The sequence below is a fragment of the Aureimonas glaciei genome, from assembly GCF_014643375.1.
Lineage (GTDB): Bacteria > Pseudomonadota > Alphaproteobacteria > Rhizobiales > Rhizobiaceae > Plantimonas > Plantimonas glaciei.
On the sequence record NZ_BMJJ01000009.1, the window covers coordinates 236,709 to 262,539 of the forward strand.

35 protein-coding genes are annotated in these 25,831 nt (G+C 62.2%); all 35 read right to left on the reverse strand.

Annotation, left to right across the window (positions count from 1 at the left end):
* Window positions 1–177: 177 nt before the first annotated feature.
* On the reverse strand, window positions 178–2,655 hold the full coding sequence (locus tag IEX88_RS18495) for a hypothetical protein (RefSeq protein ID WP_188853508.1): 2,478 nt from the start codon (window positions 2,653–2,655) through the stop codon (window positions 178–180).
* 75 nt (window positions 2,656–2,730) lie between these two features.
* A complete protein-coding gene (locus IEX88_RS18500; protein ID WP_188853510.1) occupies window positions 2,731–4,236 on the reverse strand; it encodes a hypothetical protein in 1,506 nt (501 codons plus the stop codon).
* Window positions 4,229–4,885, reverse strand: a complete 657-nt coding sequence (locus IEX88_RS18505) for a hypothetical protein (RefSeq protein WP_188853513.1) — start codon at window positions 4,883–4,885, stop codon at window positions 4,229–4,231. The genes IEX88_RS18500 and IEX88_RS18505 overlap by 8 nt, the downstream gene beginning before the upstream one ends.
* Window positions 4,885–5,268 (reverse strand): DUF6950 family protein, encoded by a 384-nt coding sequence (locus IEX88_RS18510; RefSeq protein WP_188853515.1) that lies wholly within the window; start codon window positions 5,266–5,268, stop codon window positions 4,885–4,887. The genes IEX88_RS18505 and IEX88_RS18510 overlap by 1 nt, the downstream gene beginning before the upstream one ends.
* Window positions 5,268–5,855, reverse strand: a complete 588-nt coding sequence (locus IEX88_RS18515; protein WP_188853517.1) for a hypothetical protein — start codon at window positions 5,853–5,855, stop codon at window positions 5,268–5,270. The genes IEX88_RS18510 and IEX88_RS18515 overlap by 1 nt, the downstream gene beginning before the upstream one ends.
* Window positions 5,855–6,529, reverse strand: coding sequence for a hypothetical protein (locus tag IEX88_RS18520; RefSeq protein ID WP_188853519.1), 675 nt, complete (start codon window positions 6,527–6,529; stop codon window positions 5,855–5,857). The genes IEX88_RS18515 and IEX88_RS18520 overlap by 1 nt, the downstream gene beginning before the upstream one ends.
* Window positions 6,526–9,159: a tape measure protein gene (locus tag IEX88_RS18525; protein ID WP_188853521.1), complete on the reverse strand. Its 2,634-nt coding sequence runs from the start codon at window positions 9,157–9,159 to the stop codon at window positions 6,526–6,528. The genes IEX88_RS18520 and IEX88_RS18525 overlap by 4 nt, the downstream gene beginning before the upstream one ends.
* Window positions 9,160–9,161: 2 nt before the next feature.
* Window positions 9,162–9,311, reverse strand: coding sequence for a hypothetical protein (locus tag IEX88_RS18530; protein WP_188853523.1), 150 nt, complete (start codon window positions 9,309–9,311; stop codon window positions 9,162–9,164).
* Window positions 9,312–9,361: 50 nt separating this feature from the next.
* Complete coding sequence (locus tag IEX88_RS18535) at window positions 9,362–9,721, reverse strand: gene transfer agent family protein (RefSeq protein WP_188853525.1); 360 nt, start codon at window positions 9,719–9,721, stop codon at window positions 9,362–9,364.
* Complete coding sequence (locus IEX88_RS18540) at window positions 9,721–10,161, reverse strand: phage tail tube protein (RefSeq protein ID WP_188853527.1); 441 nt, start codon at window positions 10,159–10,161, stop codon at window positions 9,721–9,723. Before IEX88_RS18540 ends, IEX88_RS18535 begins: the two co-directional genes overlap by 1 nt.
* 72 nt (window positions 10,162–10,233) lie before the next feature.
* Window positions 10,234–10,626 carry a DUF3168 domain-containing protein gene (locus IEX88_RS18545; protein WP_188853529.1) on the reverse strand — a complete coding sequence of 131 codons (393 nt, stop codon included), beginning with the start codon at window positions 10,624–10,626 and terminating at the stop codon, window positions 10,234–10,236.
* Window positions 10,623–11,009: an HK97-gp10 family putative phage morphogenesis protein gene (locus IEX88_RS18550; protein ID WP_188853531.1), complete on the reverse strand. Its 387-nt coding sequence runs from the start codon at window positions 11,007–11,009 to the stop codon at window positions 10,623–10,625. Before IEX88_RS18550 ends, IEX88_RS18545 begins: the two co-directional genes overlap by 4 nt.
* A 32-nt stretch (window positions 11,010–11,041) precedes the next feature.
* On the reverse strand, window positions 11,042–11,383 hold the full coding sequence (locus IEX88_RS18555) for a head-tail adaptor protein (protein ID WP_188853533.1): 342 nt from the start codon (window positions 11,381–11,383) through the stop codon (window positions 11,042–11,044).
* Window positions 11,355–11,567, reverse strand: a complete 213-nt coding sequence (locus IEX88_RS18560) for a hypothetical protein (protein WP_188853535.1) — start codon at window positions 11,565–11,567, stop codon at window positions 11,355–11,357. Before IEX88_RS18560 ends, IEX88_RS18555 begins: the two co-directional genes overlap by 29 nt.
* A gap of 21 nt (window positions 11,568–11,588) precedes the next feature.
* On the reverse strand, window positions 11,589–12,158 hold the full coding sequence (locus tag IEX88_RS18565) for a head-tail connector protein (RefSeq protein WP_188853536.1): 570 nt from the start codon (window positions 12,156–12,158) through the stop codon (window positions 11,589–11,591).
* Complete coding sequence (locus tag IEX88_RS18570) at window positions 12,155–13,087, reverse strand: collagen-like protein (protein ID WP_188853538.1); 933 nt, start codon at window positions 13,085–13,087, stop codon at window positions 12,155–12,157. The genes IEX88_RS18565 and IEX88_RS18570 overlap by 4 nt, the downstream gene beginning before the upstream one ends.
* Window positions 13,071–14,441 carry a phage portal protein gene (locus tag IEX88_RS18575; RefSeq protein ID WP_188853540.1) on the reverse strand — a complete coding sequence of 457 codons (1,371 nt, stop codon included), beginning with the start codon at window positions 14,439–14,441 and terminating at the stop codon, window positions 13,071–13,073. Before IEX88_RS18575 ends, IEX88_RS18570 begins: the two co-directional genes overlap by 17 nt.
* Window positions 14,442–14,443: 2 nt before the next feature.
* Complete coding sequence (locus IEX88_RS18580; protein ID WP_188853542.1) at window positions 14,444–14,662, reverse strand: hypothetical protein; 219 nt, start codon at window positions 14,660–14,662, stop codon at window positions 14,444–14,446.
* A 66-nt stretch (window positions 14,663–14,728) separates the two neighbouring features.
* On the reverse strand, window positions 14,729–16,633 hold the full coding sequence (locus IEX88_RS18585; RefSeq protein WP_188853544.1) for a phage major capsid protein: 1,905 nt from the start codon (window positions 16,631–16,633) through the stop codon (window positions 14,729–14,731).
* Between the two features lie 12 nt (window positions 16,634–16,645).
* Window positions 16,646–18,319, reverse strand: a complete 1,674-nt coding sequence (locus IEX88_RS18590; protein ID WP_188853546.1) for a terminase large subunit — start codon at window positions 18,317–18,319, stop codon at window positions 16,646–16,648.
* Complete coding sequence (locus IEX88_RS18595) at window positions 18,319–18,915, reverse strand: terminase small subunit (protein WP_188853548.1); 597 nt, start codon at window positions 18,913–18,915, stop codon at window positions 18,319–18,321. Before IEX88_RS18595 ends, IEX88_RS18590 begins: the two co-directional genes overlap by 1 nt.
* 325 nt (window positions 18,916–19,240) lie before the next feature.
* On the reverse strand, window positions 19,241–19,504 hold the full coding sequence (locus IEX88_RS27315; RefSeq protein WP_188853631.1) for an HNH endonuclease signature motif containing protein: 264 nt from the start codon (window positions 19,502–19,504) through the stop codon (window positions 19,241–19,243).
* Between the two features lie 615 nt (window positions 19,505–20,119).
* On the reverse strand, window positions 20,120–20,311 hold the full coding sequence (locus IEX88_RS18605; RefSeq protein ID WP_188853550.1) for a hypothetical protein: 192 nt from the start codon (window positions 20,309–20,311) through the stop codon (window positions 20,120–20,122).
* Between the two features lie 141 nt (window positions 20,312–20,452).
* Entirely contained in the window at window positions 20,453–20,614 is a 162-nt protein-coding gene (locus tag IEX88_RS18610; protein ID WP_188853552.1) for a hypothetical protein, read from the reverse strand.
* Window positions 20,615–21,176: 562 nt separating this feature from the next.
* Window positions 21,177–21,698, reverse strand: a complete 522-nt coding sequence (gene nusG, locus IEX88_RS18615) for a transcription termination/antitermination protein NusG (RefSeq protein ID WP_188853554.1) — start codon at window positions 21,696–21,698, stop codon at window positions 21,177–21,179.
* The gene (locus tag IEX88_RS18620) at window positions 21,695–22,240 is read right to left on the reverse strand and encodes a hypothetical protein (RefSeq protein WP_188853555.1); all 546 of its coding nucleotides are present in this window, start codon (window positions 22,238–22,240) and stop codon (window positions 21,695–21,697) included. Before IEX88_RS18620 ends, nusG begins: the two co-directional genes overlap by 4 nt.
* A 208-nt stretch (window positions 22,241–22,448) precedes the next feature.
* Window positions 22,449–22,670, reverse strand: coding sequence for a hypothetical protein (locus tag IEX88_RS18625; protein WP_188853557.1), 222 nt, complete (start codon window positions 22,668–22,670; stop codon window positions 22,449–22,451).
* A 289-nt stretch (window positions 22,671–22,959) separates the two neighbouring features.
* Complete coding sequence (locus tag IEX88_RS18630) at window positions 22,960–23,364, reverse strand: helix-turn-helix domain-containing protein (RefSeq protein ID WP_188853558.1); 405 nt, start codon at window positions 23,362–23,364, stop codon at window positions 22,960–22,962.
* The gene (gene ssb, locus IEX88_RS18635) at window positions 23,364–23,837 is read right to left on the reverse strand and encodes a single-stranded DNA-binding protein (protein ID WP_188853560.1); all 474 of its coding nucleotides are present in this window, start codon (window positions 23,835–23,837) and stop codon (window positions 23,364–23,366) included. Before ssb ends, IEX88_RS18630 begins: the two co-directional genes overlap by 1 nt.
* Window positions 23,837–24,085 (reverse strand): hypothetical protein, encoded by a 249-nt coding sequence (locus IEX88_RS18640; RefSeq protein WP_188853562.1) that lies wholly within the window; start codon window positions 24,083–24,085, stop codon window positions 23,837–23,839. Before IEX88_RS18640 ends, ssb begins: the two co-directional genes overlap by 1 nt.
* A complete protein-coding gene (locus IEX88_RS18645; protein ID WP_188853635.1) occupies window positions 24,082–24,495 on the reverse strand; it encodes a hypothetical protein in 414 nt (137 codons plus the stop codon). Before IEX88_RS18645 ends, IEX88_RS18640 begins: the two co-directional genes overlap by 4 nt.
* Window positions 24,492–24,731: a hypothetical protein gene (locus IEX88_RS18650; RefSeq protein ID WP_188853565.1), complete on the reverse strand. Its 240-nt coding sequence runs from the start codon at window positions 24,729–24,731 to the stop codon at window positions 24,492–24,494. Before IEX88_RS18650 ends, IEX88_RS18645 begins: the two co-directional genes overlap by 4 nt.
* Window positions 24,728–25,006, reverse strand: coding sequence for a GapR family DNA-binding domain-containing protein (locus IEX88_RS18655; RefSeq protein ID WP_188853567.1), 279 nt, complete (start codon window positions 25,004–25,006; stop codon window positions 24,728–24,730). Before IEX88_RS18655 ends, IEX88_RS18650 begins: the two co-directional genes overlap by 4 nt.
* Entirely contained in the window at window positions 24,999–25,313 is a 315-nt protein-coding gene (locus tag IEX88_RS18660; RefSeq protein WP_188853569.1) for a hypothetical protein, read from the reverse strand. The genes IEX88_RS18655 and IEX88_RS18660 overlap by 8 nt, the downstream gene beginning before the upstream one ends.
* 11 nt (window positions 25,314–25,324) lie before the next feature.
* Window positions 25,325–25,732, reverse strand: a complete 408-nt coding sequence (locus IEX88_RS18665; protein ID WP_188853571.1) for a VRR-NUC domain-containing protein — start codon at window positions 25,730–25,732, stop codon at window positions 25,325–25,327.
* Window positions 25,733–25,831 lie beyond the last annotated feature (99 nt).

The window sequence follows — 25,831 nt, forward strand, 5'->3', positions numbered from 1 at the left end:
GCTATTCCAGAATTTTATTGGAATGACTGCGGTCCTATGCCCTGGGCCATACTAAAAGATTACCGCGGCAAATGGCACGTCCTGCCCAACTATGTGCAGTCAGCCATTTACCGCGGCGAGATGTTCTATCGGGTCCGAGAAGAAACCGCAGAAGAATGGTGCGACCGTCAGTGGTAGCTAAGGCGTGAAGAACTGTGCAATCACCTCGCCCATCAGCCGCGCCTCTCGCGGCCCGGGGTGGTTATAGTAGTTCGCCCGGCACAGAGCGTTGACCGGCATCCCGAGGAACCCATGCCCACCCGGCCCGAAATAGTGGTCGACGGGCGCATACCCGACCGTCCCCACGGCGATCGCCGCGTCGCGCGTCTGTGAGTGGATTTCCATCCATCCTTCATCCGTAAACCGCGAAGTGGCGCCGGTGCTCTCGTAGTTGGTGCGATAATGCCCCGCCACGAAGACATCGATGTCTTGCGCCCTCAGGGCAGCGAGAATGTTTTTCACCTCCACCATATAGTTGTTGTTCGGCGTCCCGTTCATGCCGGGGTGGAACAACACCAGATCCGGCTTGTTGAACCCATAGTCCCCCGGATCAATGAGAACGGCGAGACGGGCCGGGTCGCCCATGTTGCCGGCGGTGGTGGCGGTTGTCGTCCCGCCGATGCCGAAGTTCAGCAACGTTACCTGTCGGCCGACCGGGTTCACGTCGGCCACAAAGCTGTAACCCCATGACCGTTCCAGCTCGCGAACGACATACCAATGAGGCGCGAGCTTGCGTCGCACTGCACCGTTCATGGTGACGGTCCCAGCCGATGCGGCGATCAGCGCGTTAAAGTCCGCCTCGCTGGTCTGATCATAAAACGGCCCCCCTGAATTGACGGCGACATCGGTCGCCCCAAATGCATTGGACCTATTCGGCTCAAATGAGTCCGGGTCAACGTAGGCACCGCCGCCCCACTGGGTGGTGCTGTCACCATACACTGCGATGATGATGGGCTCGCCCCGCATCAGCTTGCCGCGGAATCGCGCCATAATCCGGCGATTATAGTCGCGCCACCATTGCACATTCTCGTCATTGTAGACGGAGCTAAGCCCCACCCAATCCGAAACCGGGATGACGTCCGCAATCGCGTCGCCGATCACGCGCACAATGTAGAGGGGGCGCTGCTGATTTATGGCGACGGGCCGATATGGGTCTTCATGCGCCGTGTGCGCGCGCTGTGTGCCTTTGATAACCGCCGCGGCAGATATCTCCGGGATTTCAACGACCAGGTCATAGCGCTCGTTTTTCCACGTATAGTTGACGGTGACATTGAAGGTCGGACCGTCCACAACCATGCCGTAGATGCCGCCACTCGGACTCCATCGGTAGTCAATATTAGGCGTTAGAACTGCGCCGTTGGATTCTCGGACGACGCTGGTTACCGTGACATTGGAATGCGGCAGCCCGGTCTGGACGGAATACGGCACCAGGGGGAACCCTGTCTGGGAGGCCGCCCCGGTGGACGCTGCATCGAAGCTCAGCAGGCCGTCAGCGGAAAAGACCGGCCGGGTGCCACCGGCATCACGCCGCATAACGTCGGACAAATCCAAGGTAAGGCCGCCCCAAGACGGCAACCCAGTGTACTGTGGTCGAGACTTCGGGAAGACCGCCTTGGGCTGACGACGGTACACATATCCAGCCGCCGCGATCACCCCGCCAAGGGCCAGCAGAGCCCCGGCGGAATTGTATGCAAACCCGACAGCCCATGCGGGCAACCCGGTGACATTGGACACCCCACGTCCGATCTGAACATAGCCGTTGCCGGCCGACCTGGCGCGGATCATGAATGCGTACTTCACGCCAGCAGTCATGTTCATGCGTCGGGAAAAGTGCACGTCGATCTTCGACAGTTCCTTTTCAAGCCGGGAGGCTGCGGCTCCGGTAGCCATCGTATTGCGAACGGTAGTGACCGGATCGAGGCCGGCAATAATGACGTCATTCGCGCCAGCACCGGGGACCGCGCTGCTGTTGTCCCCGCCCGGACGCTCTACGACGAGCACATCGAAATGATCCACGTCTCGGACATCATCGGAATAGATCGCGAAGCCGTCAGCCCACGTCGATGCGGTTGGCTGGTCGAAAATTCCCCAGCCAGAGAACCCAGTCGTTTCCGCTGGTGAGACATTGAGAATGGTGCGGGTCGCAACCGCCTCGATTGCGCCTTCGCCGAGATTGACTGCAAGGCGCTGGTCTGTGGAAACCGCCTCAGTAGCGCTCGCCTTCAGGGACACGGCGTCGATGATATCCCCGTGCCGGTACCACCCATACCCGACGATCCAGTAGTAAGCCCCCTTGTCCTGCACGGTGAGGCCAGACGAACTCTCGACATGCGTGCCGCCGCCGATCGTGACCTGGCCCGGTCGCCCGGTCGTGCCTCCGTCGATTGCCTGAAGCTGGGGCCATGTTCCCTGCTGGATCAGCCCGAGAGCCGCGCCTTCAATGCTGGATTCAAGCGCGGCAACTTCCGTGTCGATCCGCTCGTCTACCGCAACGAAAGCACTGTCGACCGAACCCATCAGTTCGTCCGTGATCCTGCGTTTGTCCGGCCGGACCGCGGCGCCAGGGTTGTCGACTCCATAGATATTGCGCGCAAGATTGCGGAGTTCGTTCGCCATGCTTCACCTCATACGGGAACACCGCCGCGCGTCGGCGGCTTCAACTAGGATGGTTTTGCGGGATGTGGGTGGGGGTTAGCCGGAGATGCGCCGCAGACTGACATTGTCGATCGACATTGTTCCGCTCGTGCCAAACCCGACAATTGTGGTTCCGGCTGGGGCGACAAGATATGCCGTATAGGAGCCCGCCGCGGAAACAGTAGGCGCGCTAGCGACTGTAGATCCCGCAATATATGAACTCAAAGATCCAGAAGAATACGACGATACCGTGAACGTCAAACAATAAGTCTGGCCAGGAACCACAGTGACTGACTGAGAAATGTTGCTACCAGTCCCACTGTGGCTTGCGACACCGGAGCCTATGGTCCACCCTGCTTGCTTGTCCCATGCCGTGTCGGTGCTAAACGCCCCATTCACGACCAATTCTGGACCGAAGATGCTCGTCAGGTTGACCGCGCTGGTCGGCGTGCCGCGACGGCCTGTTGCGGAGACAATCACGGCTCTTATGGAATAGGTCACGCCGTCTTGCATCGGCCCGTATTCGGCCTCCACCGCATCCCGCTCTTTGGTGACGGGGCTGTACGACGTGCCTCCATTGGTCGATATCTCGAAAACGATCGTGTCGCCGCCGAAGTCTGGGGCGTTGGCAGTCATGCGGATGAAGGCTAAGGAAACGCCGGAGACGACGCGGTTGACGCGGGAGACCGTGAACCCAGTTGGCACAGGAATATCGCGCTCTTCCGGCTCGATCTCTTCGGGCACCAACGGCGCGGTCCCCTCCTCCGTCGCCGGGTTCCATGCGTAGGCAGCCGCGCTCATTGACGCGACCTCGATCTGGATGCCCTTGACGACGCTTCCTTCGGCCATGACGAAAGCGGGTTGTCCTTGGATCTCAAAGGTCTCGTCAATCCCATAGTCGGCGAGGCTGACGCGGATAAATCGATGCCCCATGGCGGCAAGGCCACGGAGATTGCAGACCAGCGTGCCGCGCCAGTTCGGGTTCAGCCGGTGATAGGCGATCTTCTGCAGGCGCCGGGCCTGCGAATGCGATGGGCACGCGAACAGCGAGAGGTCTGGCCCATCCTCGCCGGCAACCGAAGCCGCCTCATCATCGACCCACGGGTCGGCGTCCTGCTCCACATACTTGTGCGGACGCGACGTGTAGCGGGCTCGAACGGTCGTGGCCCTCGTCAGCACGTCGCCGCCTCTGGTGAGCCCGGAGAACGCCACGACCGCGTCTTCGTCCAGCGTTACGGTCGGCTCCTCCCACTGCCCTACCTTGAGCGCGAGCCCCTGGTTAGGTGTGGCAAAGATGGCGCCGTCACAGGCGTCCAGCATGCGCTGCAGCACGTCCACCGGCCGCTCAGCCATGTTGTAGGACATGCCGAGCCGCCAGCGCGCTTCAGTGCCGCCGGCCTTCAGCGCGACAGCTTGGTCGCTGATGTTTGCCGCGGTGATCCAGTCCGGCAGGGCGTTCTCAACCCACGACCGATCAAGCCGAAACCCCCATGGGCTCGTCATAAAATCAAGGATGATGAGTGCCGCGTTCTCGGAAAATTTTCGGGTGGCGGTCTCAGTCATCGTATGCTCCCAGACGAGGATCCCAGACGATCGACGACTGGTAGATGAGGCTGATCGTCGTATTAGCCCCGGACGGAAACTGCTTGCTAAAATCCTCCGGCTTGCCCGCGTTCATTATCATGAGCGCCGACGTGACATTGTCGCCTCGGTGATCAGTTGTCCATTTGCTGGGGAACGCAGCGACAAGCTCTGAATATGCCGTCTCCGTGGGCAGACCCAGGCGTGTTTTCACGATCAGGCGATCGGCGGCATTCGCGCCCCTCTCCTTCCACTCGTTCACCTGGCCGGAACCATCGAGTGTCACGGCGATATCGTCGATGTAGATGCCGACGATGGCCTTGACCTCGTCCGTGCCCGTGATGACCATCTTGTGCAGCTTGCCGTTACTCGGCTCGATGATTGCAATGACACCACCGGCCCGCACTTGCCCGTAGTGCCTGACGCGAGGCGCGGTCGGCTCGGCAATGTTCGTCTTGCCGTCGCTCGGCTTGGGTGCCTCTGGCTTCGGGGCGAGAAGGCTGGCGACATAGGAGAGGCCGATGCCGATGGCGGCATTGACCAGAGTTGCGCCAAACCCGATCGCGACAGCATTTACCACGCCGATGGGCGCGCCGATCGTGAAGAGGAGAAGGCCTAGAGCTTGCGGCATCAGGGAACGCTCCAGGCGGCAACGGTGATCGTCAGGGCGTCGTCCACGATCGAGACCCCATGTTCGTCGAAGAACACCCAGCCCCGCGCGCCGCGGATAGCGCAACGGTGCCTGCCGGCGCACTCAATGACACCGACGTCGCCAGCGACGGGCTCATTGATCCTGACCAGTCCGGCAGAGCGGGCGCCGCGCGCGAAGGCGGCGAGCATCCGGCGGCGGGCGATGAGATCCTGCGACTTCCACCCTGGCAGCCCGTCGAAGATCGCCAGCGGGTCGCGCCCGGTGCGCAGGAGCACCCATTCGGCGGGGAAGCGAGCGCAGTTGTACCCCCCGAGGCTGAAGGTCTTGCCTGCCGTCCCGCGAATGTGCTCGGCGAGCGTCATCAGTCGAAGTCCGGCCAGAGCACGACCTTCCCGCGATTTTCGCTCATGCGGTCAAAGATGCGATCGCCTGGATGACGGGCCTGCTGGTCCCGATCCGTGTACCGGCCGCGGGGCGGTTTGGATCGGCCGACGAACAGCCCTTCGCACGGCAGCGAGATCGTGCAGACCGCGCCCTCGTCGTCGGTAGCCTCGCTCCGGTCGATAGATGGCGACTGCATCAGCCCGAAGTAGATCGGGACCAGCGCGCCGACCGGCTGCATCCCTCCGTCGAGGAACTGCCAGTAGACCACGATCAGCCGGTCCACGACCTCTTCCGGCTCGCCGATCGCCTTGGGCAGCGTCGCCTCGTCAACGCCCGAAAGCGTGATCGTGACCGTGTTCGCCTGTGTCGTCCGCATGTCGCCGAGGCCGTCGATCGAGATCAGCCCGCCGAGCCCGCGCCACTCATGCCCGCCGAAGTCACGGATGCCCGCCCCGGCGAACAACCGCATGGTCTCGGACACGAAGGAAAGTTCAGCGAGCGTGGCAACGCGAACCGTCGACGCGCTGAGCACTTCGATCTGCTCGTCAGTGAAGAACCCGGCCATCAGGACAGATCCTCGACAAATTCCACGGTGGGAGACGCGAACTTGCTGAAGCTTTTATCGACGGCCATCCCGTCATCCTGCTTGAGGCGCATTTTGCACCGCGGCTGATCGAACTCGACATAAGCGCCAGAAGCCGCAGCCTCGCGAGCCGGCGGCCAGAACTTGACGGTGTATGTGGAGCCCGCAATCTCGGTGACATCATCGATCCGATAGAGCCTATCGCCGATTGAGAAATAGTCTCTTGGCCTCAACTGCCGGCCATAGGAGACAGTGATTGCGCCGGTCGTCGCGCCACGCGAAATTGCAGATGCCAAGCTCGCGATAATGACTGACCCATAGAAGCCAGACCCATCCGAAAAGTATGCGCCGTCACTGAAAGGTATCGACCCACTGGACCCGGATTGCGCCAGTGGAAATGGCTGACGGCTTCCTTCCATGAGCGGGATAAGGATCGGGTTGAGCCGACCCTGAAGGCGGATCTCGATCGTCTCCCAGAGGATGACGTGAGCCGCGTTACGCAATGACACCTCGATCAGCTTTGCCTGCCAGATCCCAGCCGATGATGCGATGGTCTGAGACGCACCACTGAGGGAAACCGACCCCGACGTATTGCGGAACGTCGGGATGAAGCTGACCGAATTCGGCGTCAATGTGCAGATCGGGAACATTATCATAGGGTGCGCGCCTGACTCTTGGACAGCTTCCCGCCGATGGTGCGGTCTAGGGTCTTGTCGTACTGGCCGATGCCCGCCGCCACGCCCTGGCGCACCAGATCCTCGATCTGCCTGTCGCCGTTGGCCCCGGTGACATCGACAGCGATGCTCATTGACTGCGGCCCAGCGGCTCTCTGCTTGGACATGGATTGCGCAGACGGCGCACGAAGCGATACGCCGCCGACCAGCCCGCCTTCTGCGTAGCCGCCCATGAGACGCTGGATGTTGCGAACGCCGACCTTGTCGACCACGCCCTTAGGGACGACGTACTCGCCCTTGTGAACGATGCCGGCAGGCTGGTATTTGCCACCGGCGCCTGTATAGCCGCCTGAGGCAAAGCCGAAGATTTTCCCAATACCGCCGAGGAGGCCGCCAAGGCCGCCGCCACCTCCGGCGCCGGCAAACGCCTTCTCGAACAGCCCGTCGATCGCCATGTCGATCAACTTGTCGCCGATCTTTTGGAGCACTCCGGCGAAGGCTTCGCCTGCGGACTTGCCGGCGATCAGGTCCGAGACCAGACCCTTGACCGCGTCCTTCCCGAAATCCTTGAATTCCTCCAACTGCTCCGCAGAAAGCTGCTGGGCATCGGCGAGGTTGTTGGCCGCGACTTCGGCCTGCGCCATACCGGTCGCAAGCTGCGAGATCTGCTCCTTGAGTTGGGGCGTGATCTCCAGGCCGGCCGCCGACGCCTCATTGAGAAGCTGCTGCTCATAGCGGAGCTTCGCCGCCTGCAAGGCAGTTTTGCCGACCGCCGCGGCCTCAGCCTCCTGCGCTGCGATGAACTCTACGGAGCCCGCGACAAGATCCTGATAGTCCTTAACGCGGTCCTTTGCCGCCTCTTCCGCAGGAGTAAGGTTGCCGGCCGCAACCCGAGTGTTGCCAGCGCGCTTCTCTGCATAAGCCCGCGCATCGTCCACGGTGCGTCCGCCACCAAGGATGGTCGGATTGGCCTTGATGGACGCAGCACTTATGAGGCCCGCCAGAGGGGTTCCGGGCGCTGCGGACAGCACCTTTTTTGCGTCCCCTGCGCCGAGGAAGTGCGAGAGGTGCAGCGCAGCTTCATTAACGGCGATGCCTGCGCCGCGAAGCACATTGGCATTCTCTTCCGCGTATGCCTGAATTAGCGACTTGCTGATTTCGGCGTCCCTGCGAAGGGCAAGAATGGCACCGTCGGCCATCCCTTTAGCGCGGTCTGGAAAGTTCTCCTTAAAGAGGCGAAGCCATGTGGACTCAATGAACTGCCCGGCGCCGCTCGCAGTGGAGTCAGGGTTCTTGTAAACCTTTCCGTTTCCGTACTCGGCCTGCACTACGTCGTTGACGTAGTTGCTGATGGCTCCGCCAGTGGGAAAGCTGTTCTTGTCTTTGGCGCCGTCTGCCGCGACGGCAAAATCGTCAAGGCTGACTGTCGCTTGATCGGCACTGGCAGCCAAATCCTTGCTGCCGTCGGCCGCGGCGACGAGATCGCTGCCGATGCCGCCGGTGGTGCTGCCGGCTGGGGTCGAGCTAGAAGAGCCCGGTGCAGGCACTCCAGCGGCGCCAAGGAGGGAACTGCCATATGGAACTGTGTTTTTTGGCTGATATGGGATGCCGACGGCCGCTGCGGCGGCGCGCGGGTCGATCTTCAGGAAGTCGTTTAGCTTCGTGAAAACATCGCTATTGCCCAGCTTGTTCAGGTACTGCTCAAGGCTGTCCAGCCCGGCGACAGCGGCGTCAATATAGCCTGGCAGGCCTTCAATCACCTTGGCAACGCGGTCGAGGCCAGCGGCTGCGTTATCCGACGCGCCATAGGTGTCGTCCAGATGGCCGATCAGAAGCGTCAGCGCCGTGCCGATGCGGCTGAAGGACTGCGAGACCGTGGCGTCCGTCTTGCCGGCCTGCTCGCGCAATCCAGCCGAACCGGCAAGGAATGCCCGGAAGAATGCCTCCGAGGACACGGCGCCATCAAGCACCAGCGCCCTTAGCTTTGAGACCGAACCGCCGGCCTCCTTCAGTCCCGCGGCAACCGCCTGCAGGATCGGGCGCGCGCCCTCATTGATCGAATTGAACTCTTCCGCACGAACGATGCCGCCGCCGAGAGCCTGGCTGAGCTGCAGAAGGGCGCCCTGCGCCTGCGTCGCCGATGTGCCCGCAACACGAAGGGCCGTAGCGATGCCATCCGAAAACTGGATAAGCTCGCCTTGCGTCGCGTTCAGTTCCTTTGACGCCTGCGAAGCGCGGGAATAGAGCGTGACAAGCGCATCAAGCGGCGCGCCCTGATCGAGCGCGATGCGGGAAAGCTGGCCAAAGACCTCCTTGAGGCCGGCGCCTTCCAAGCCTGTGACCTTCAGGGCGTTCTGTAGATCACGATAAGCCGACGCATAGTTGGCGATGTCGCGCACGCCCTGCACGCCGAGCGTCACCGCGGCGAAAGCACCGATCGAGCGGCCAATGCCAACGCCGAAACCCTTGATGCGGTCCTGCGCCTGTTGCGCGCGGCGCTCAATAGCGCGGAACTGTCTGTCCGAGATGCCAGCGGCCGAACGCATGTCGCGCTCAAACCGCTTGAAGTCGGCCGACAGGTTGATGATCAGCCGTTCGGCATCAATCGCCATGCTTACGATCCAATCATTTCGGAAAGCTCGTCGACGTCATCAGGCGTAAGCTCGCGCGCACGCTCTTCTTCGGTCATGTTCGCCCGGCGATAACCATCGGCCGCGCTCTGGAACTGCCAGATAGAGCAAGCGTCGATGTCGTTCGGCGACATGCCCATCACGAGGCCGGCGCCATAGAAGGCGGCGAAGCGGATCTTGCCCCTCAGGAGGGGCTTGGGTCCGTCGCCGCCTGCGATTCCCCCAGGCGCTCTTCCGGCGCCCCCATGACCGCAGCCAAGATCACAGACTGAGCGTTCAGGACGTTGTCGATTAGGGGGACGCGGTCGACATGCTGCTCAATCAGCCGACGCGCATCCTCCTGCGCAACCCCTGCCCCGATAAGACCAAGGCGCAGGGTTTCGCGGATATCGCCGACCATCCAAGTGCCGTCGCCAAGGCGTCGAGCGACGTGATAGGGGCCGGCATCGCACTTCTCTTGGAGCGTAATCAGCTCGCCGATGCGGAGACGGAAATTATGCTCCCCGTCCCAGCAGGCCAGCGTGATGTCGGCGCGACGGCTCATCAGGCGGTGACTTCGGTGTAAGCGCCGTCGCTTTCCATGGAGACGGAGATCTGGACGCGGTCGCCGAGGTCCGCACTGATCTCGAAGGACGAGAGGTGAAAGCGCTGGGTGATGGTCGTGGTGTCCGGCGTGCCCCAGTCGAAGACGACCTTGCAGTTGACGCTCTCGGAAGACTCGTAGGCATCTTTCCAGATCGGATAGGCGGACTTCGCGAGGACGCCGGAGCCGGAAATCGTTGCCGACAGAGAACGAGCGTCGCGCGCCGTGTGAGCCATCGCGTCAGGATCATCACAGTCCGGGACGACGACCTCGTTGAGTTCTTTCGACCGGCTGAAGCTCTTCTGGGTGAAGCCGCAGGGGGCCGCGAAGACCTCTGGTTCAGCGCCGTCGCCGAGAAGAACCTGCATTTTGCCAAAGCGAAGGGTGACTGGCTGGGCCATTCTGATTTCTCCATAGAAAAAGGCGCCTCAGAGGGCGCCCGTGGGGTTCACAGTAGGGAGGGGCGAACCCCGTTATTCGGTCTCGATGATAGCCCGAACTTCGATGACGACATGGGTGGTCTTGCCGTCTGGATCACGGAAAAGGCGAACGCTGCGAACCTCGATCTCTGCGATCGTGGCCGCCGTAATGGGGATGTCCTGACGATGGATTAAGCGGCGGATCTGCCCCGCGATCAGCATCGCCTCGGCATTGCTGCCCGATCTGGACCAGACGTCGATCTGCTGCGTTGCCTCGACACCGTCGATGCACTCGGCATCGTCTTCCGTCGCGTCTGCCGGCCCCATGCTGACATAGGGAAAGGTCGATGCCGCGTTCGGCAGGACGTAAATGCGATCTCCAGCAATGTCATTGCCCTTGAGGAGGGCAACGATCGCGCTTTGGAGGGCGAGGGAATGGTCTGTCATTTGCCGACCGCCCGCTTTGCTGCGTTCTTCACACCGCGCCTCACACGGGCCTTGGCTCGCTTCTTGTTCGCCCGGTAGCCGGGGAAGAAAAAGCTCTGAGCCTCGCTCTCAGCGGTGCCAAATTCCACGCCGAGCGCGTAATCGTATGTCGCGCTCTGCCCTTCACGAACCGGCTTTGTCGTAGCCGCGCCGCCTGCCATGATGCGGACTGAAATCCCGCTCTCATCGCTACCTGTCTCCGACCGGATGGTATTTCGGAGCGTCCCGTCATCGACCGGCGCGAAGCTCTTCTGCGTTGCGACGATCTGGGCTGCGGCAGCCTGGAGAGCCTTTCGGATCTCGGCCTTTGATTCAGCCGGGACCCGCATAAGCTGCTGTTTCAACCTTGCCAAACTGAGGCGAGCGCGACCGTCCTTCAAATCGCCACCCCGGCTTCAGCCAGAATATCGAACCCCGAGCGGTCCTCGCTTGGCTCGATCGACCGAATGTTGAAGACCTCGCCCGTGCGAGCGTCCCGAGCCCGCCACTGCGTCGTGATGGCTTCTGTCTGGCTGGATCGGCGAACCGTCAGAATAACGGGCTGCTTGCCCTGCAAGCGGGCGGCCTGGACCGCTTCGCCGCCCCTCAGGTACTGGCGACGCGCCGCGACGGAGAACTGCTCTCCAAAGCCCGCAACGACGCCACCATAGCCGTCATCGACTTCGGTCGGGCCGTCGAAGGCGAAGCGCTCACGAAGCTGGCCGGCTGAGATCGGCATTCGCCGGCTCCTTCGCTGCCGCCTTGGCTGGCGCGGATTCGATGGCGCCGGCTTCGGTCGCCGCGTCGAGATGAGCCTGAGGGATGCTGAGGCTCATGCCCTTCTTGTAGGCGACGATCGAACCCGAAGCCGAGTTGGGCTTCACGCGATAGTCGAAATCCTTGGTGAACTTTGCCTGGGGCATGGGTTTCCCTTCCGTGCTGCGTCAGATTGAAATTCTGCGGTTGCGATCGACGATGTCGCGGTATTGCTGGCGAAGGGCCTTGAAGCGCTCGCCTTCCGGCCGGTCATAGGCCATCTCGACGTCGAGCATGATGGCGAGGCGGATGTCGGACGGGACGTCTGCCGGAGCGCCATAGCCGGCGACGAAGGTCACGGTGACGACGCTGTCGGTGGAGGTGATCGTTGGCCAGTATGACCCGGTCAGGGGGCGCAGCACCCACCCCATGCCGTCAGACAGAAGCTGGTAGTCGATGGTATCGACCGTTACAGGGTCGCCCGCGTCATCGTAGGTGATGACGACGCTCTGGATCGGGGCCAAGGGAAGGCGGATGTGCGGACCGCAGAAGCTGCTCTGCATCTGCCAGGTCTGCGTGACCAGAGCACGGCCGAGCGCGCCGGAATAGCCGTCTAGGGCCTGCGTTGCCGCGGCTATCTTCTCCTGCAACTCGGCATCGTCCTCGGTGACGGACGCCTCGATGCGGAGGTGCTGCTTCACGGCCTCCAGCGTGACCGGAAGCTCTTCCGGCGCCGTGATGAGAACGGGGTGCCTCATTTTGTCACCTGCAAAAGCGCGTCGTACAAATCGCAGGTGACAGTCGAGCCATCGGCATTCGTGATCGTGAGGATGGTATCCTCCAGCGTCAGAGCTACGACAGGAAGCCCCGGAGCGCCGCGTTCACCACGCTCACCCACCGGCCCCCGTTCGCCGCGGTCGCCGCGCTTCCCCTGAGATGCGATGAGCTGCCAGCCGCCGCCAGGGCAAGGACCGGGATTGTCGGTCTTCGCGGCGAACGACGCCCCATTTAGCGTGACAACGTCGAGCGCGCGGTACTCATTGATCTCAAGCCATGTGCCTCGGACAACGAAGGATTTGCCGTCGCTCCCGTCACGTCCGTCCGCCCCGCGATCGGCGAGACAGATCCAGTCCGCGTCGGTTGGAGCCTTGCCCGTGTCGCAGAGCGCCTGAAATGTCCGCCCGTCAAAAGTGACGACATCGCCCTCGTAGAAAACAGCGTCATGCCATTCCCGAACGATTGGGAGCTTGCCGGCGGGACCTTGCGGCCCACGCTCTCCGTCGCGCCCGTCGATACCGTCGCGCCCGTTAGCTCCCGGTGCACCATCTCGCCCGTTTTCTCCGGGCAATCCACGTTCGCCGACTTCGCCTCGGGCTCCGGGCTCGCCATCGACACCATCGCGCCCGTCTTGACCGGGCAGGCCGCGTTCGCCTGGGCTGCCGCGCTCGCCGTCAAGACCGGGCAGACCACGCTCCCCCATTGGGCCACGCTCGCCGTCCACCAACGATGCGATGCGCATCTCGGCTTTACGCTCAATCTCAGCGAGCCGGCTTTCTGCTTCGGCAACGCGAGCCGCAGACGTCGCCACGATCGCCTCGGACTGCCGCTGGAGGACCAGCAGCTCACCATGGGCTTTCGCAACGATCCCGCCGAGCGCGCGCTCTAGGGCGTCAGTGTAGGGCTGCATGGCTATAAACCCGCTGGAGGATTTCCTCGGGGGAAGAGCGTTCTGCATCCGCGTCATCTTCCTCGGGTTCTTCCACTTGTGGAGACACAGGAGCCGGCTGTGTAGGCTTCATGTCGAAGCCAAAGCTGAGAGGGACAACCTGCTGCTGGACGCGCGGCTCGGCGCCGACGCCGCCTGGCACAGAAGGAAGATCCTCGCTGGCACGAGCTTCATCGGGGCTGTAAATGCCACTGATAACGCCACGCGCGAGCCCTTCGATGCGCTCTCGGAAAGCGCTCCGCATCAGGGCGTTTGTGTCCAGCTCAAGGTACTCGTCTGGAACACCCTTCAGCCCGAACAGGAGCCCGAAAGCTTCCTCGATGTGGTTGAGGCAGAAGCCCAGGCCCGACGCCTTCCACGAGGACATCAGGGCTTCCGTAGAAGCAAATGGCGTGCCGCCGATGCCGAGGATCTGGAGAGGAATGCGAAACGCCAATGCGACGTTCTGCTCTGTCATCTTCAACATCTCGGCAATCTGGCCGTCCTGCGCCGACGCAGTCACCGCCTTGGCCTTCAGGCCCCATGTAAGAATAGGCGTACCGCCGGCATTCTCGCCTTGCGTCTGCGCATTCCACAGCTCACGAAGCTCCATAGTCTGCGGCGCTGTCAGCTTCTCGTCGGTCTCCAGCATGAAGGACGGACGGGCTTGGTTGAGGTAGAACGAGATCTGCTGGTTCAGGACGGCGCCAGACGCAGCCAAGTCCAAAGCCGTCGCCAAGATCGGGCTCTCACCCTTCAGCGGGTGCCGCGGCGTATGAAGGCGGACATGCAGGACATCACGCGCCGGGACAGGGGCGGAGAGGTTGAAACGCAACGTCGCGATCTCGTTCCCGCTCAGGGAGTAGAAGATTGAGCCGTCCTCCCCCAGCAGAGGCTTACCATGGCGCATGAGGTGGATTTCGGTGACTTCCCGGCGGTCGTTGCGGATGCAAAGGCCGAAAGCCTCGCCTTCCGTGTAAAGCCGGCGAGTCAAATTCAGCATGAAGTCAGAGATCGACTGATAGTCGTTTGGCCGCTTCATGATCCGGGAGAGCGCGGAATTCGTAACTCGCTCTCGGCCTCCGTTCGGAAGCTTACGCCAGTGGTCGCCGGGGCACATCGCAGCCGTCTGCGAATAGGCGGAGACGCAAGCCTCTACCATCGCACTCGGCTCGCCGTATGCGCTTGGGGAAAGGCCGGTCTGCCACCAATTCCAGATTTTGCTAGCGCTCGCTGGTAGCCACCCGTTCGAGACAAGATAAGGCCCAGGGCGATACTGCCCTTCGGCAGCCTTCACTGCCGAAGGGCGGAACATTCGCGTGAGCCAGTTTGCCATCGTCAGCGGGTCTTATAGCTGTTGCGGGCGCTATCGGGGCGGGTCTCGCGCTCGCGCTTCGCCTTTGGCTTCGGGTTCTTGATCTCGTCGAGATCCGCCTGGGACGGATACGGCTGATCGACGGACGAAGCCTGGTCGCCCGACTTCGCTGCAGGCTTGTCTGCAGTTTCAGTGGCAGCGACGGGCGGCTTCTCATCGTCTTTTGGCTTGATGTCGGCCATTCTCGTGATCCTCATTGTTGATCGGGGTGGAACCGGCGGGACGATAAAGCCCCGCCGGGAATGTCTTTAGTTCGGAGCCCAATCGACCGCAGCGATGTGCTGCACCATGCCGGTGCGACGCATGGCCCAGGTGATGTCGAGGATCATGCGCAGAGCGATCTGCGCAGTCTGGAACATCGACTGTGCAGGAGCGGCGACCGTGTTCGGTGTGCCAACGGCGCTGATCTGCAGGGGCGTGGTGTCTTCCATGTGGAGGACCGCCTGCTCGCTGGTTTCGAACTCAGGCGCGTCGCCAGCCGCCGTCGCGAAGTCCGCGGCGTCGATCATGTAGACGTGCCCAGCCGGAACGGTCGTCGAGACAATCCGCTCGAACTCGCCGAGGAACTGGTCCGCCCAGCCGAACTGGCCGTCCGGGCCGGGAGCCATCGCCACCATGCGGGCTTCGGCCGGGTTCATCAGCAGGACGAGACGACGCCCGCTGTTGGCCGTGTCGAACGGAGCCGCCAGAGCCGCGATGTCAGCGAGGATGGCACCGTAGCCGCCCGCTGCAGACGCGGTGATGCCCGTCACGCCGTTGACCAGACCGGCCGGGCGCGTTGCCGAGCCAGCGACTGCGTCGAGCAGGAGGGTATCGATCGTCAGCGCCGTGTCCGCAGTGATTTCCTGCCGAAGCAGGCCCTCGATCTGTGGATTAGAATAGCGCGCCAGTTCCCGGCTGAAGACCGAGATGACGCCCATCTTGTGCGGGCTGAGGGTGATCGACGTCAGGCCGAGGCGGCGCACGGGGATCGGGGCGCCTTCGGCAACGAACGAGCCGCTGATCGAAGGCGTTGCCGCTCGCGACGGGAGCTTGATCGAAGCGCTGTTCGGCCCGAACGTCAGCGAAGTGCCGAGCGATGCAAGCCGCGGATAGACCGAGATCGGGCGCAGGGTTTCCATGAAGGCACCCATGGCCGTATCGACGAGTTCCGCCGCCCAGCCCGTGGTCGTGGTCTTGGCGCCGTCGACAGCCGCACGAGTGACGACGTGGGTCGCCTCGTGGTCGGGATAGCGCTCTTCGAGGATGCGCTCCGGCTCGCGGCCAGTGACGTGGGAGAGGATCTTCACGACCGCAGCGCGGATGATGAGATCCTCTGGCTTCGGCTCGCGCATCTGGACGCCGAGCGGGCGACGGACGGCGACGGTGGTCTTCTGACCGACCGGCTGCAGAGGAGCCGCCCTGGTCGCCAGCGCCTTCTCAGCACGCTCCAGCGAGGTCAGGCGCTGCTCGCGAACGTCGATTTCGGAAGCCAGAGCCTCCGTCTGATCGGCATCGGCGTTTTCATCATTGATGTGAGCCGTCAGGGCGTCACGGGCGGAGTTGAGTTCGTGCTGCGCATGCTCGATGCGCTTGGTCAGGGAGTCCATCTTGGGACCTTTCAAAACAGGGTGAAGGGAAGCGGCGTTCTCGCCAGTAGGCACATCTCGCCGCCCCGCTTCGGCATGCTCGCCAAAGGCCAGTGAGATGGTTTCGTCGGAAATACCGAGGGAGCGCGCCTTGGACAGGGCGTTCGTGTTCGATGGGATCGAAACCAGCGAAACCTCGTGCAATTCCATTTTCTCGTAATCGTATTCGCCGCCGCGCTTGCCCTCTTCCAAGACCGTGAAGCCAACGGAAACGGCGCGAAGGATGCCCTGCTCTGCGAGGCTGCGAAGCTCGTCAATGCGTGCGCTTGTGCCCTGCGCCGCGAAAACCAGCTTACCGAGCAACTTGCCGCCGGCAATTCGCACGTCAGACCATGTCCCGATCGGGATAGTCCCGTGGGTGGCGTCACGACCATGCGCAAAGAGAGCGACTGGATTTCGAAGGAAGTTGGCCAGATCCCAGCCGCCAGGATTGAGGCGCGTACCGTGGCGGTCTCGGCTGCCATCGGAGATGACAAATTCAGTCCCCGCGCCGGCTGAAACCGTCGTTCGAAATTCGGTTGTCATGGGTATTCTCCGTCAGGCGATCATAGCCATTACGTCGACAACAGCCGCCGATGTCGGGTTTCGGCTCATGAGCTGCACCGCGTTGAGCAAGGCGATGACAGGGTCGATCTTCGCCTTGCCTGCAGCCTGCTTGGTCATCATCACAGCCGAGCCACGCAGCTCGATCTTCACATTGCCGATGCACCACGACATCAGATCGCTACCGTCATGCCAGAAAGTGCCGTCTTTCAGCTTCCGCTCTGCCCCGAGGATCGCCCCGTTGAGGCGGAACCCCTGTGCAATCGCAGCAATCCTGTCGCCCTCGACACCGATCCCGGCGAGCGCGTCGACCATCGTCGGGATTCCGACCTGATCAAGCCCGATCGCCCATTTGTCAGCGAGGATGCCTGCCTCATCGAGGCGCCGGATGATGGCAATCAGTTCCTCGATGTCCTGGGTCGGGTTGCTGCAGATGGTGAGGGTCTTTTCCTTCTCGAAATCCCTCAGGCGCGGCACGATCTCCTTGCGCCGCTCCAGAACGTCGTCCTGTGCCCACGCTCGGCACCACGCCAGCCAGTCCCGCGTTGCCTTGCACCGCCCGATGACGCAGAAGCCAAGAAGATCGTCCAGGCCGCCGCCGTCCACGCCGACCACCGCGACGTCGCAGCGCTCAATCAGGCTGTCGAGAGTGATGGACTTGTCCGCAGCGTCCGGCCAGTACGTGGCGCCGACCCAGCCGTCAGTTTTGAAGCGAAGGCCAATCTCGACATTTAGATGCTGCGAAGCGAACAGCGCCAGAGCTTCAGGCCCGTCCTCTTCCGCGGCGATGAGCTGGTTTTTCAGGAACGTTTCGTCAACGGACCGGCCCAGGTTGGGGTTGACGAGGGGCCACATGGCCTCGTCTTTCCAGCCGTTGTCATCCGCATCTTCGTCTGGAAGCTCGTAGAGGATTGGCAGAATGGGAAGGATCATCTTCCCGTCTCTGACCTTCCGTGCCCTCGATAATTCGGCCTTGAAGACGCCGGCTGGCGGGTCTTTCGACTGCGTCGTGACCTGAATGAGGAAGCCATCAGGCCGCGCTGCGAGAGAGCCGCGAATTTCTACAAAAACATCCGCTGCGTTCGATCGCTTGGCGAACACATGGGTTTCATCAATGAGGATGCCGGCAGACTTGGAACCCGTAATCGTGTCGGTGTCGGCCGCCTTGATCTGCAACTGGGCGCCTGTGCGCCGATGGGTGATCGTCCGCTGGTGATACTGAGGATGGAAGAGCTTGGCGAGTTCGTCGTCGGCCTTCACCGTGTTCCACGCCTGCTTGAAAGCGATGTTGGCGATTTCCTTGGTCGGTGCGACGAGGAGGAATTCTGCGTTCGGGCGCCGGTTGACGATCATCGCGACCAGCATCAAAGCGGCGGAATAGCTCGACTTCCCGTTTTTCTTCGGGATCAGTAGGAAGAATTCTTGGATCATCCGGCGGTTTGCATCGGGGTCGAACGACCCGAACAACGCCGCCACAATGTCGCGAAACCAATCGGCTCCCGCATCCTTCATCAAAGGCTGCCCGACGACGTCCGGCACACGAAGCCGATCGAAAATCCGCAACGCCCTGGCCGCTTCCTCCTTGAACAAGGGAAGATCCGGGACCAGCCCCTCCCCCGCGAGGATCTTGGCCTGCCATCCGGGGCAAGCCGTGCTCCACTTGTCCATCAATTCGGACGCGCGCTCGGCATATTCAGGTCGTCGCCCCAGACGGTGCCGGCGCCCGCGGTGTCAGCGTCCTTCTGCGCCTTATCCTTCTTGCCAACTTCCTCCGCAGTGAGCGGCCGGAACATGCCAAGATGCTGCCCGATCTTCACAAGAGGCCCGACCTTGTCGTGCATCTTCACCTTGAGCGCGCCGTCCTTGGTCTGAGAGACCTCCAGAACAGCCGCCGCGGCTTCGTCAGAGAGAGAGGCGCTGTCGGAGATCGTGACCTCGTTCGTCGTCCGCAGCACTGGCTCGCCGGTCTCGTCGTATTCCTCCATCGACAAGACGCTGGTGCGCCATTGAACGATCTGGCGGATGTCAGAGAACCCGAGCTTTGCCAGTTCCGAAAGAACCCGCTCCGGGGTGATGCCGGTCTTCATCTCCAGCACTTTTCGGCGCCCGGAAAGCTCCGCAGCTACCTTAGCGTTGTTTAGCAGCCGGCTAGCCTCTACCGCAGCCGACTTCGGGCTGTAGCCGGCAGCGATTGCGGCCTGTGTGCCATTGGGATCAAGGAGATAGGCATCGACAAAACGCCGCTGTTTCGGTGTGAGCGACATTAGCAAAGTCCCGTTGGCACGTTTTGAGGGGAAAAATTCTGCGCGTGAGAGAGACGCCGGTGCTGAGGGCCTTAGCCGTCCAGACTTTCGACCCGCCCCCCTGGGGTTCAGCCGTAGATGATCTCGTCCTCAGTGCCGATGACGTACCGGCCGCGCCGTCCATCTATGATGTCGCCATCACGCAGCCACCCGCGATCGATCGGGGACCAGAGACCAAGCGTGCGAAGTGACGCCATGCGCTGGCCTGTGACAGCATTCTCGCTATAGAGCCACACAGGGGTCGACCTGACAGCATGCCAAGCGAAGAGAGACTTCCACCAACGGATCATGACCTAACCCTCGCTCGCTTGGCCTTGGCCGTCTTCACGTTATGACATGGGAGGCAGAGCAGCATGACGTTAGCCTGATCAAGCTTAGCGCCGCCGTCCTTGATCTCTCTGATGTGGTCGCCTAGCACCCTGCCCTTGGCGCCACACTTCTCGCACTGGCTGCCACGCGCTCGCTTGATGCTGGCCATGAGGCCGCGCCATTCGGGGCTTAGGTAGAAGCTGTCTGCGATCTTGGGTGGTGTGCCGATGCGGTTAGGCATGCGGCCTATGGCGTAGGGTAGCTGAGACAGCTTGCTCACTGTGCTTCTGCCTCTCTGCTATGCGTCGGCCCTAGCAATCCCTCTAGCGACTGCCCATTGCCGCAGGAGCACGATAAGGACAGCACGGCTGGAAGCCTGGCGATGCCCAGCCCGCACCAGTAGGGCAGGGGTTGATACCCGCCTCTCGTAGGTAGTGGCGCTAGCGATCATCTCTGCCTCTGGTGAGCGGGAGTAGCGGGTGGTGGTCACGCCTAGCAGCGCTGCCGCATGCGCTGCATCTCTGAAGGTAAGGCGGCCTGAACCCCAGCTCTCACCATGCGGTGGAGTTGAGCCAGTGGGATCGTCTGCTCTGACGGGACCTCGCCCATAACGTGGACGACGTGGGGCAACGCGCCACCTGTCGCCCATGTCTCCGGGCTGTAGAGGTGCAGGAAGCCATCGGCGACGGGATCACGCTTCATCGTACTGCCTCGCAACGAATGAACCGGGTCGCCCATGCTGCTGCCCTGTCATGGCTCATGAGGCCGTAGATGCTGGCGAGAGAGGCGAACGGATAGATGATCATCGGAACGTACCATGGCACGACGAGGCGAAGGCGGAGTTCACACCGGGCCATCATGCGTCTTCCCCATGCCCAGCACACACGATGCGCCGGATCTCATAAGCCGGGTGCTGGCTAGACCAGAGGGCCGCGGTGACCATGGCCTGAGCCTGGCAGGCGTGGATGGTTTCGCCTTGGCCTGCGGTGTAGTGGCGGCACTGGTCGGGAGCGGAGATCAAGCATGCGAGAATGATGAGGTCGATCATGCGAGCCTCGCCCAAGCTGTGAACCCGACGCCTGCGATTAGAAGCGGCAGGGCCGCCCAAGAGCCGACCGCAAACATGGCGGCGAAGATGAGCACTAGAGCCGTCAGGAGTTTCTGGTGCTTCGTCATGCTCTGCCTCTTGTCAGTTGCGGCCGAGAACGTCGTACAGGCCCTTGCGGGGCTTCGGAGGGGCCTGCTTGCGGGCGATCTCGTCCATCTCGGCAAAGAGCGGGGCGAACTCACCGGAGAGCTTCAGCGCCTCTACCAGACTCTTAGCGAGCCGATCGAACACCGCTTTGGTCATGGTCTCTCGCCCCAAGCACAGGCCTCGCGGAAAGCCCACTGCATCACCGGCAGGCCGATCGCAAACCATGCGAGCACGACGATGATACGGGTGAGGAGATCGTCCATGGCCTTGCTCGCTGGTGGGGATGGGAGGTCAGGACGGGCGCCCATACGGTGCGCCTTTGGCTATCCACCGGGTGAGCCCTGTGGCGTCCTGATGAGTGGCGGCGGCACCGGATTTGAACCGGACCCGACAGGTGGGGTGGAACCCGCCTGACCTGCCCATGCAGCCTTCCGCCGAAATTGTAGAGCGCTGCCGACTATGGATCACGGCGCATGCGGTATCTTGCGCTCCAGCACGAAGCCCGGCCGTTTCACCACCACGAGGAATGGAACGGGATGCGTGCTGTTTTGGGGGGATTCAGCAGAAAGGCCGGGTGCATTCATAGCACTCCGACCCTCATAGAAAACTAGCCTGCGCCGAGATAGCTCGGCTGGGTTGCCCCGGCGAGTGGCGTGTAATGCCCCGCTCAGAACAAGCAATCGTCCTGTAACGCATAATGCACCCTCGCGCGCGAATGTCAAGCCGCCCTGACCTGTTTTTCTTCTAGCGACACCGCCGTCTCACGCCCGAAGATCTGGATCATGACTTCAATGGCGCGCTTCCCCTTCAGCGACGTTACATTCGCGTGGAAGCCAGCGAAGGGGCCGCTCTCGATATAGATCAGGTCGCCAGCAGCATGTGGCCGCTTCACAGACGAGCGGCGAAGGTCATCGAACTCGCCAGTCGCCTGAGCGTCGATCACCTGCTGAATCTCATGCGCCGACACACGCAGAGGCGTGCCGTTGATGTTCACGGCGCTCTCGACGCCATCGCACTTCCGCACCTGCCCCCAATGCTCCCGCCCAGGCTCAAGACCGAGGAAGAGGTATCGAGAGAAGAGCGGGTATTCCTTAATCAGCCATTCCTTGGTGCGCTTATGCCGGCGCTCCCGGCGGTACTTCGGGATGAACGAGACAAACCCCGCTGCTTCCAGCGAGGCTTGTGCGCGATCTTCGCAGTTGGGGTTGGATCTCAGGACGTACCAACGGAGGTCGCTCATGACTTATCCCACTTCCTGACAGCCCCGACGATTTTCCCGTGGTATTCCGTCATCAGGTTTTCGTAGACGGCCTCAATCTGCGCCCGATTCATGTTGAACCACTCGCCCTTCAGGCGCCCGATGCCGAGCTGCCGGCATTGGTTGTGCGCGAAAAGCTCGGCAAAATGCATCGTCGTCTCATCGATAAAGCTGACGAATGCCGCGAACTCTAGCTGCAGCGGCGAGCTGACCTGTAGCTGCAGACATCGGGTCAATCCGTTCCAGGCTTTCCCTACCTTGATGGCGTCGGTGGTGCCCATGCGGATGAAGTAGACGCAGTTCAGCGGCCCCTTTTGCCGCGCGGCCGACGCCAGAAACCTACGGTACATTTCCGGGTCTTCGGCATGCAGGTCAGCGAGGTAATTGGCATCGAACCCGTTGGTAAGGTCCTGTGTCAGCTCTGCCCTGCGCTTGGTGCTGAGCCTGTTACCCTCGGAATAATCATATGGGTCGATGGGCCGCCCAACGCGCTTGGCCGCCTGTTTCGCGCTGCGGGTCCTCATGGTTTCGTCCTTCGCGGGATCACGCCGATAATCTTGTCATCTGACCCATCTCGAAGCGCGTCAGACATCCGGCCCGGAATACCCGAGTACCAATGAGCGCAGTCGCCGCCAAAGGTCAGCCCAAGCCGAAACACCCCGACAAATGCGATTGCGGCGTAAGCCGGCATTGCCAGCCCGTCGAGAAACCCCCGCCAGAATGGTGTAAGCTTCATGCCTTTGGCTCCATGCCCAGCAGCTCGCATGCTGCCTCCTCTTCCACCCGCTCGCACAGGTATTCCGGGATGCTGTCCGGGTTGCGCCAGACCTTGAAGCCGGCGTCGATCAGCGTCTGCGGGATGTTCACCCAGCACAGGCAATCGGTGCCCGGCAGGTGCGAGCCGTCCGCCCCCTGCCAGGTGATGTCCGACGTGATGGCGCGAATGTCGTCCATGCCGTCAATGCGCCGGTCAGTGCCGACGTCGTATGCGCTCTGACACATTATGCTTCCGCCCCTTCAGCCCAATTGATAGCCCATGCCTCGATGATCGAGCGCCGCCGAGCGATAGGCCGGCGAATGTGCGACCCAGCCTTCTTGCCGAGATGAAAGCCGTGACAGCCTGGGCAGCGGTATGGCTTCACCGACGAGATGCAGCGAAGGTGGCGGGAGTGCCGGGCTTCCGTCCACGTGTCAAAGCGGGCCTTGCCGCGGCAGATCCCGTCTGAAGAGGCGATGGTCGCGCTCATGAGATGTCCCCCACATGCCGGCCCATCTTCAGCCGCTTCTTAGGGTAGCGGCGGATGGACTGTAGGGCACTGGTGTGGTCGCGATTGCCGACGAGTGTGCCTAGGAGCGGCAGGCTGGCACCCGTGCGGCGGCGCATCCAATAGATCGCCGCGTCCCGCACCAGACAGACACGATCGCTCTTCGGCCTGCCAACGATGTCGCTGAACGAAACGCCGTAGACCCCGGCGAAGCGCCGCAGGATCTTGCGGCAGCGCTCTTCCATGGCCTGCGAGTTCGTGAGGAGCCGGCGGGGCTTGCTCATGGCCCCGTGCTTGCTTTCAAAGCGAAGCGCACGGAGCATGCGGTCGGCGAGCGCATTGGCTTCCGCCACGTAGGTGGATGGTGCCTGATGAACGCCCATCAGAATGGGATCTCGTCATCGAGGTCACGCCCGACCACATTGGCGCCTGCACCGGTGGACGAGGTATAGCCGCCGCCCCTCTGACGCTCCGGCTCAGCCTGTCGCTCCTGCCGATCGCCGGGGGGGCTGCCGAGCATCGTCAGGGTGCCGCCGAAGCGCTGAAGCACGATCTCGGTGGTGTATTTCTTCTGCCCGCCCTGGTCCTCCCAGGAGCGCGTCTGGAGTTGACCTTCGATGTAGACCGTCGAGCCCTTGCGCAGGTACTGCTCAGCCACCTTGCAGATGTTCTCGTCGAAAATCACTACGTTGTGCCACTGTGTGTTTTCCTTGCGCTCGCCAGAGGACTTGTCGCGCCAGCTCTCGGACGTGGCGAGGCGCATGTTGACGACGGCGCTGCCATTGTTCAGCCGGCGCGTTTCAGGATCGGCTCCGAGATTGCCGACGAGGATGACTTTGTTGACTGAACCGGCCATCAGTGAGAGCCCCCATAGTATCCGCCCAGGATCTGGGCCGTGATAAAATCGTGTTTCTCGTCGTCGGCACTGCCTATCGGGCTCTTGCCGATCAGCGCCTCGATCTCGTCAGCTTGTGATGCCGGTTGAAGTTGATAAACGCGATCGTTCGGAACACGGTCGTCAATGACGTAGACAGTGACGCCCTCGCCCGACTGGTAGATCCGGAACTCGCCGTCTTCGTCGAAATGGATTGCGACCTTCATCATTGCATGCTCCTATGGATGCCCATCCGCTTCAGTGCCGCGGCGGCGAACTCTCTCTGCTCAGGCGTCAGCGGGACCTCGGGGGACTTCTCCTCCTCCTTGAACCGGCCTCGCTCCATCCCCTTGCGCTGGCTGTTTGTGAGAAGGCCGGTGGGGGCCGCGAAGCGCTGCTGATAGCGTTGCTCGCGCGCGGCGGCCTCTTTGGCCTTGTCGCCCTCCTTGCGAGCCCAGAGACGCCATGTGGCTGCCCAGTCCATCTTGGTGGCGTCCTTGCCGGATTTGGCCGACCAGAAGTCGCGGAAGTCCTCCAGCATGCGGTCCACGTTGGCGACGCCTTGGTCGCGGGCGTACTGCATCAGGGCCGGGGATGGGGCGAAGTCTTCGGGGATGCGGGTAGCGGTGGCGCGGCTCATTGTGCTGCCTCCGCTTTGTCCAAGGCGGCCCGTCCCTTGGCCGTCAGCCGAATCTGATAGCATTCTGGTTCTGCATCTTCTGCCAACTCGATATGGCCGGCGCGTGCGGCAGCGCGAAGATCAGTGAGCTTGTACATCGGGTCCCAATCGTCTCTCTGGAACCACCTCTCTTCCGGCGGCGGGTTCTCAAAAACCAACCCCTGGAGAATGTCCCTGCGGGCCGCGTTAATCTTCATGACGCACCCCCGAAATCCAGCGACACCTGCATCCCGACGTCGGCCATGTAGAGGTTGAGCTTCGCGGCTTCCTCGGCGAACTTCTCCGGGTCCTTGCGGATCTTCAGGAGCTTGCGGAAGATCGGCCCCTCGAAGCCGGACGACGTCACTTCCGCAATCAGTTCCTTCTGATCGTCGGCGATCGTCTGCTTCTCGGCTTCTAGGTGTTCGTACCGCTCCAGAAGCGCCAGCAATTGCCCATTGGTGCCGCCCACGTTGTTGATGCCTTCAATCATGGGAATACCTCTTGACCGAGGCGCGGGCCGTCGCTTCACGTTCTGCCGTTTCGGGACGAAGGGGAGCCGTCTGATGGATTGGGCGAGCGTTCATCCACTTGGCGAAACTGAACTCGTCCGCCCAGTCTGGCTCTCTTATCCAGTACCAGACGGCCTCGCGGTCGGCGTGCATCTTAGAGACCAGCGCCTCAAGAGCTTCAACTCGCTCTCTCATCGCGTCGCGCTCCCTAATCGCGCCTACGGCATCGTCCGCCCAATAAGCGTCCTCGGCTTCGCTCCCGCCATGTGCCATTGTCTCTTCAGCCATCTTGCTTCCTCCTACGGGGTTTGACGGTCAGACGCGGTCGGCGCTGTAACGCTGGCCGCGTCGCTGGGAACTTCTCTGCCGACGAGGCGCCAGCGCTTCAGCGCCTCCCGTGCCTCATCGATCGAATGGACCAGAGCCCACGGAACGGCATGGCGCTCGCAGTGGTTTCGGAAGGCGTTCTGGTCAGCGGAGAGGACGCCCTTCGGCCCCTTCACTTCCATGAAATAGACTAGGCCCATGGGGCGCATGATGATGAGGTCTGGGACGCCGGGGAGAACTCCGAGCCACTTCAGCTTTGCCGCCTCGCGCTTGTCGCGCCGCCCTCCGTTAGGGGTATGCCAGACCAGGCAGTCGGGATGGCAGAGCCGGATGTACTGGACGATGCCGGCATGGATGGCGTCCTCGCGTGCCGCGCTCAAAGCCGCCGCTCCGGCACAGACATGCTCTCGGCCACGCGCAGCAGGGCGTGCATTTGCACAAGAGCGGCGGAAGGGTCGTTCGCCTTCATGCTGGCTGCC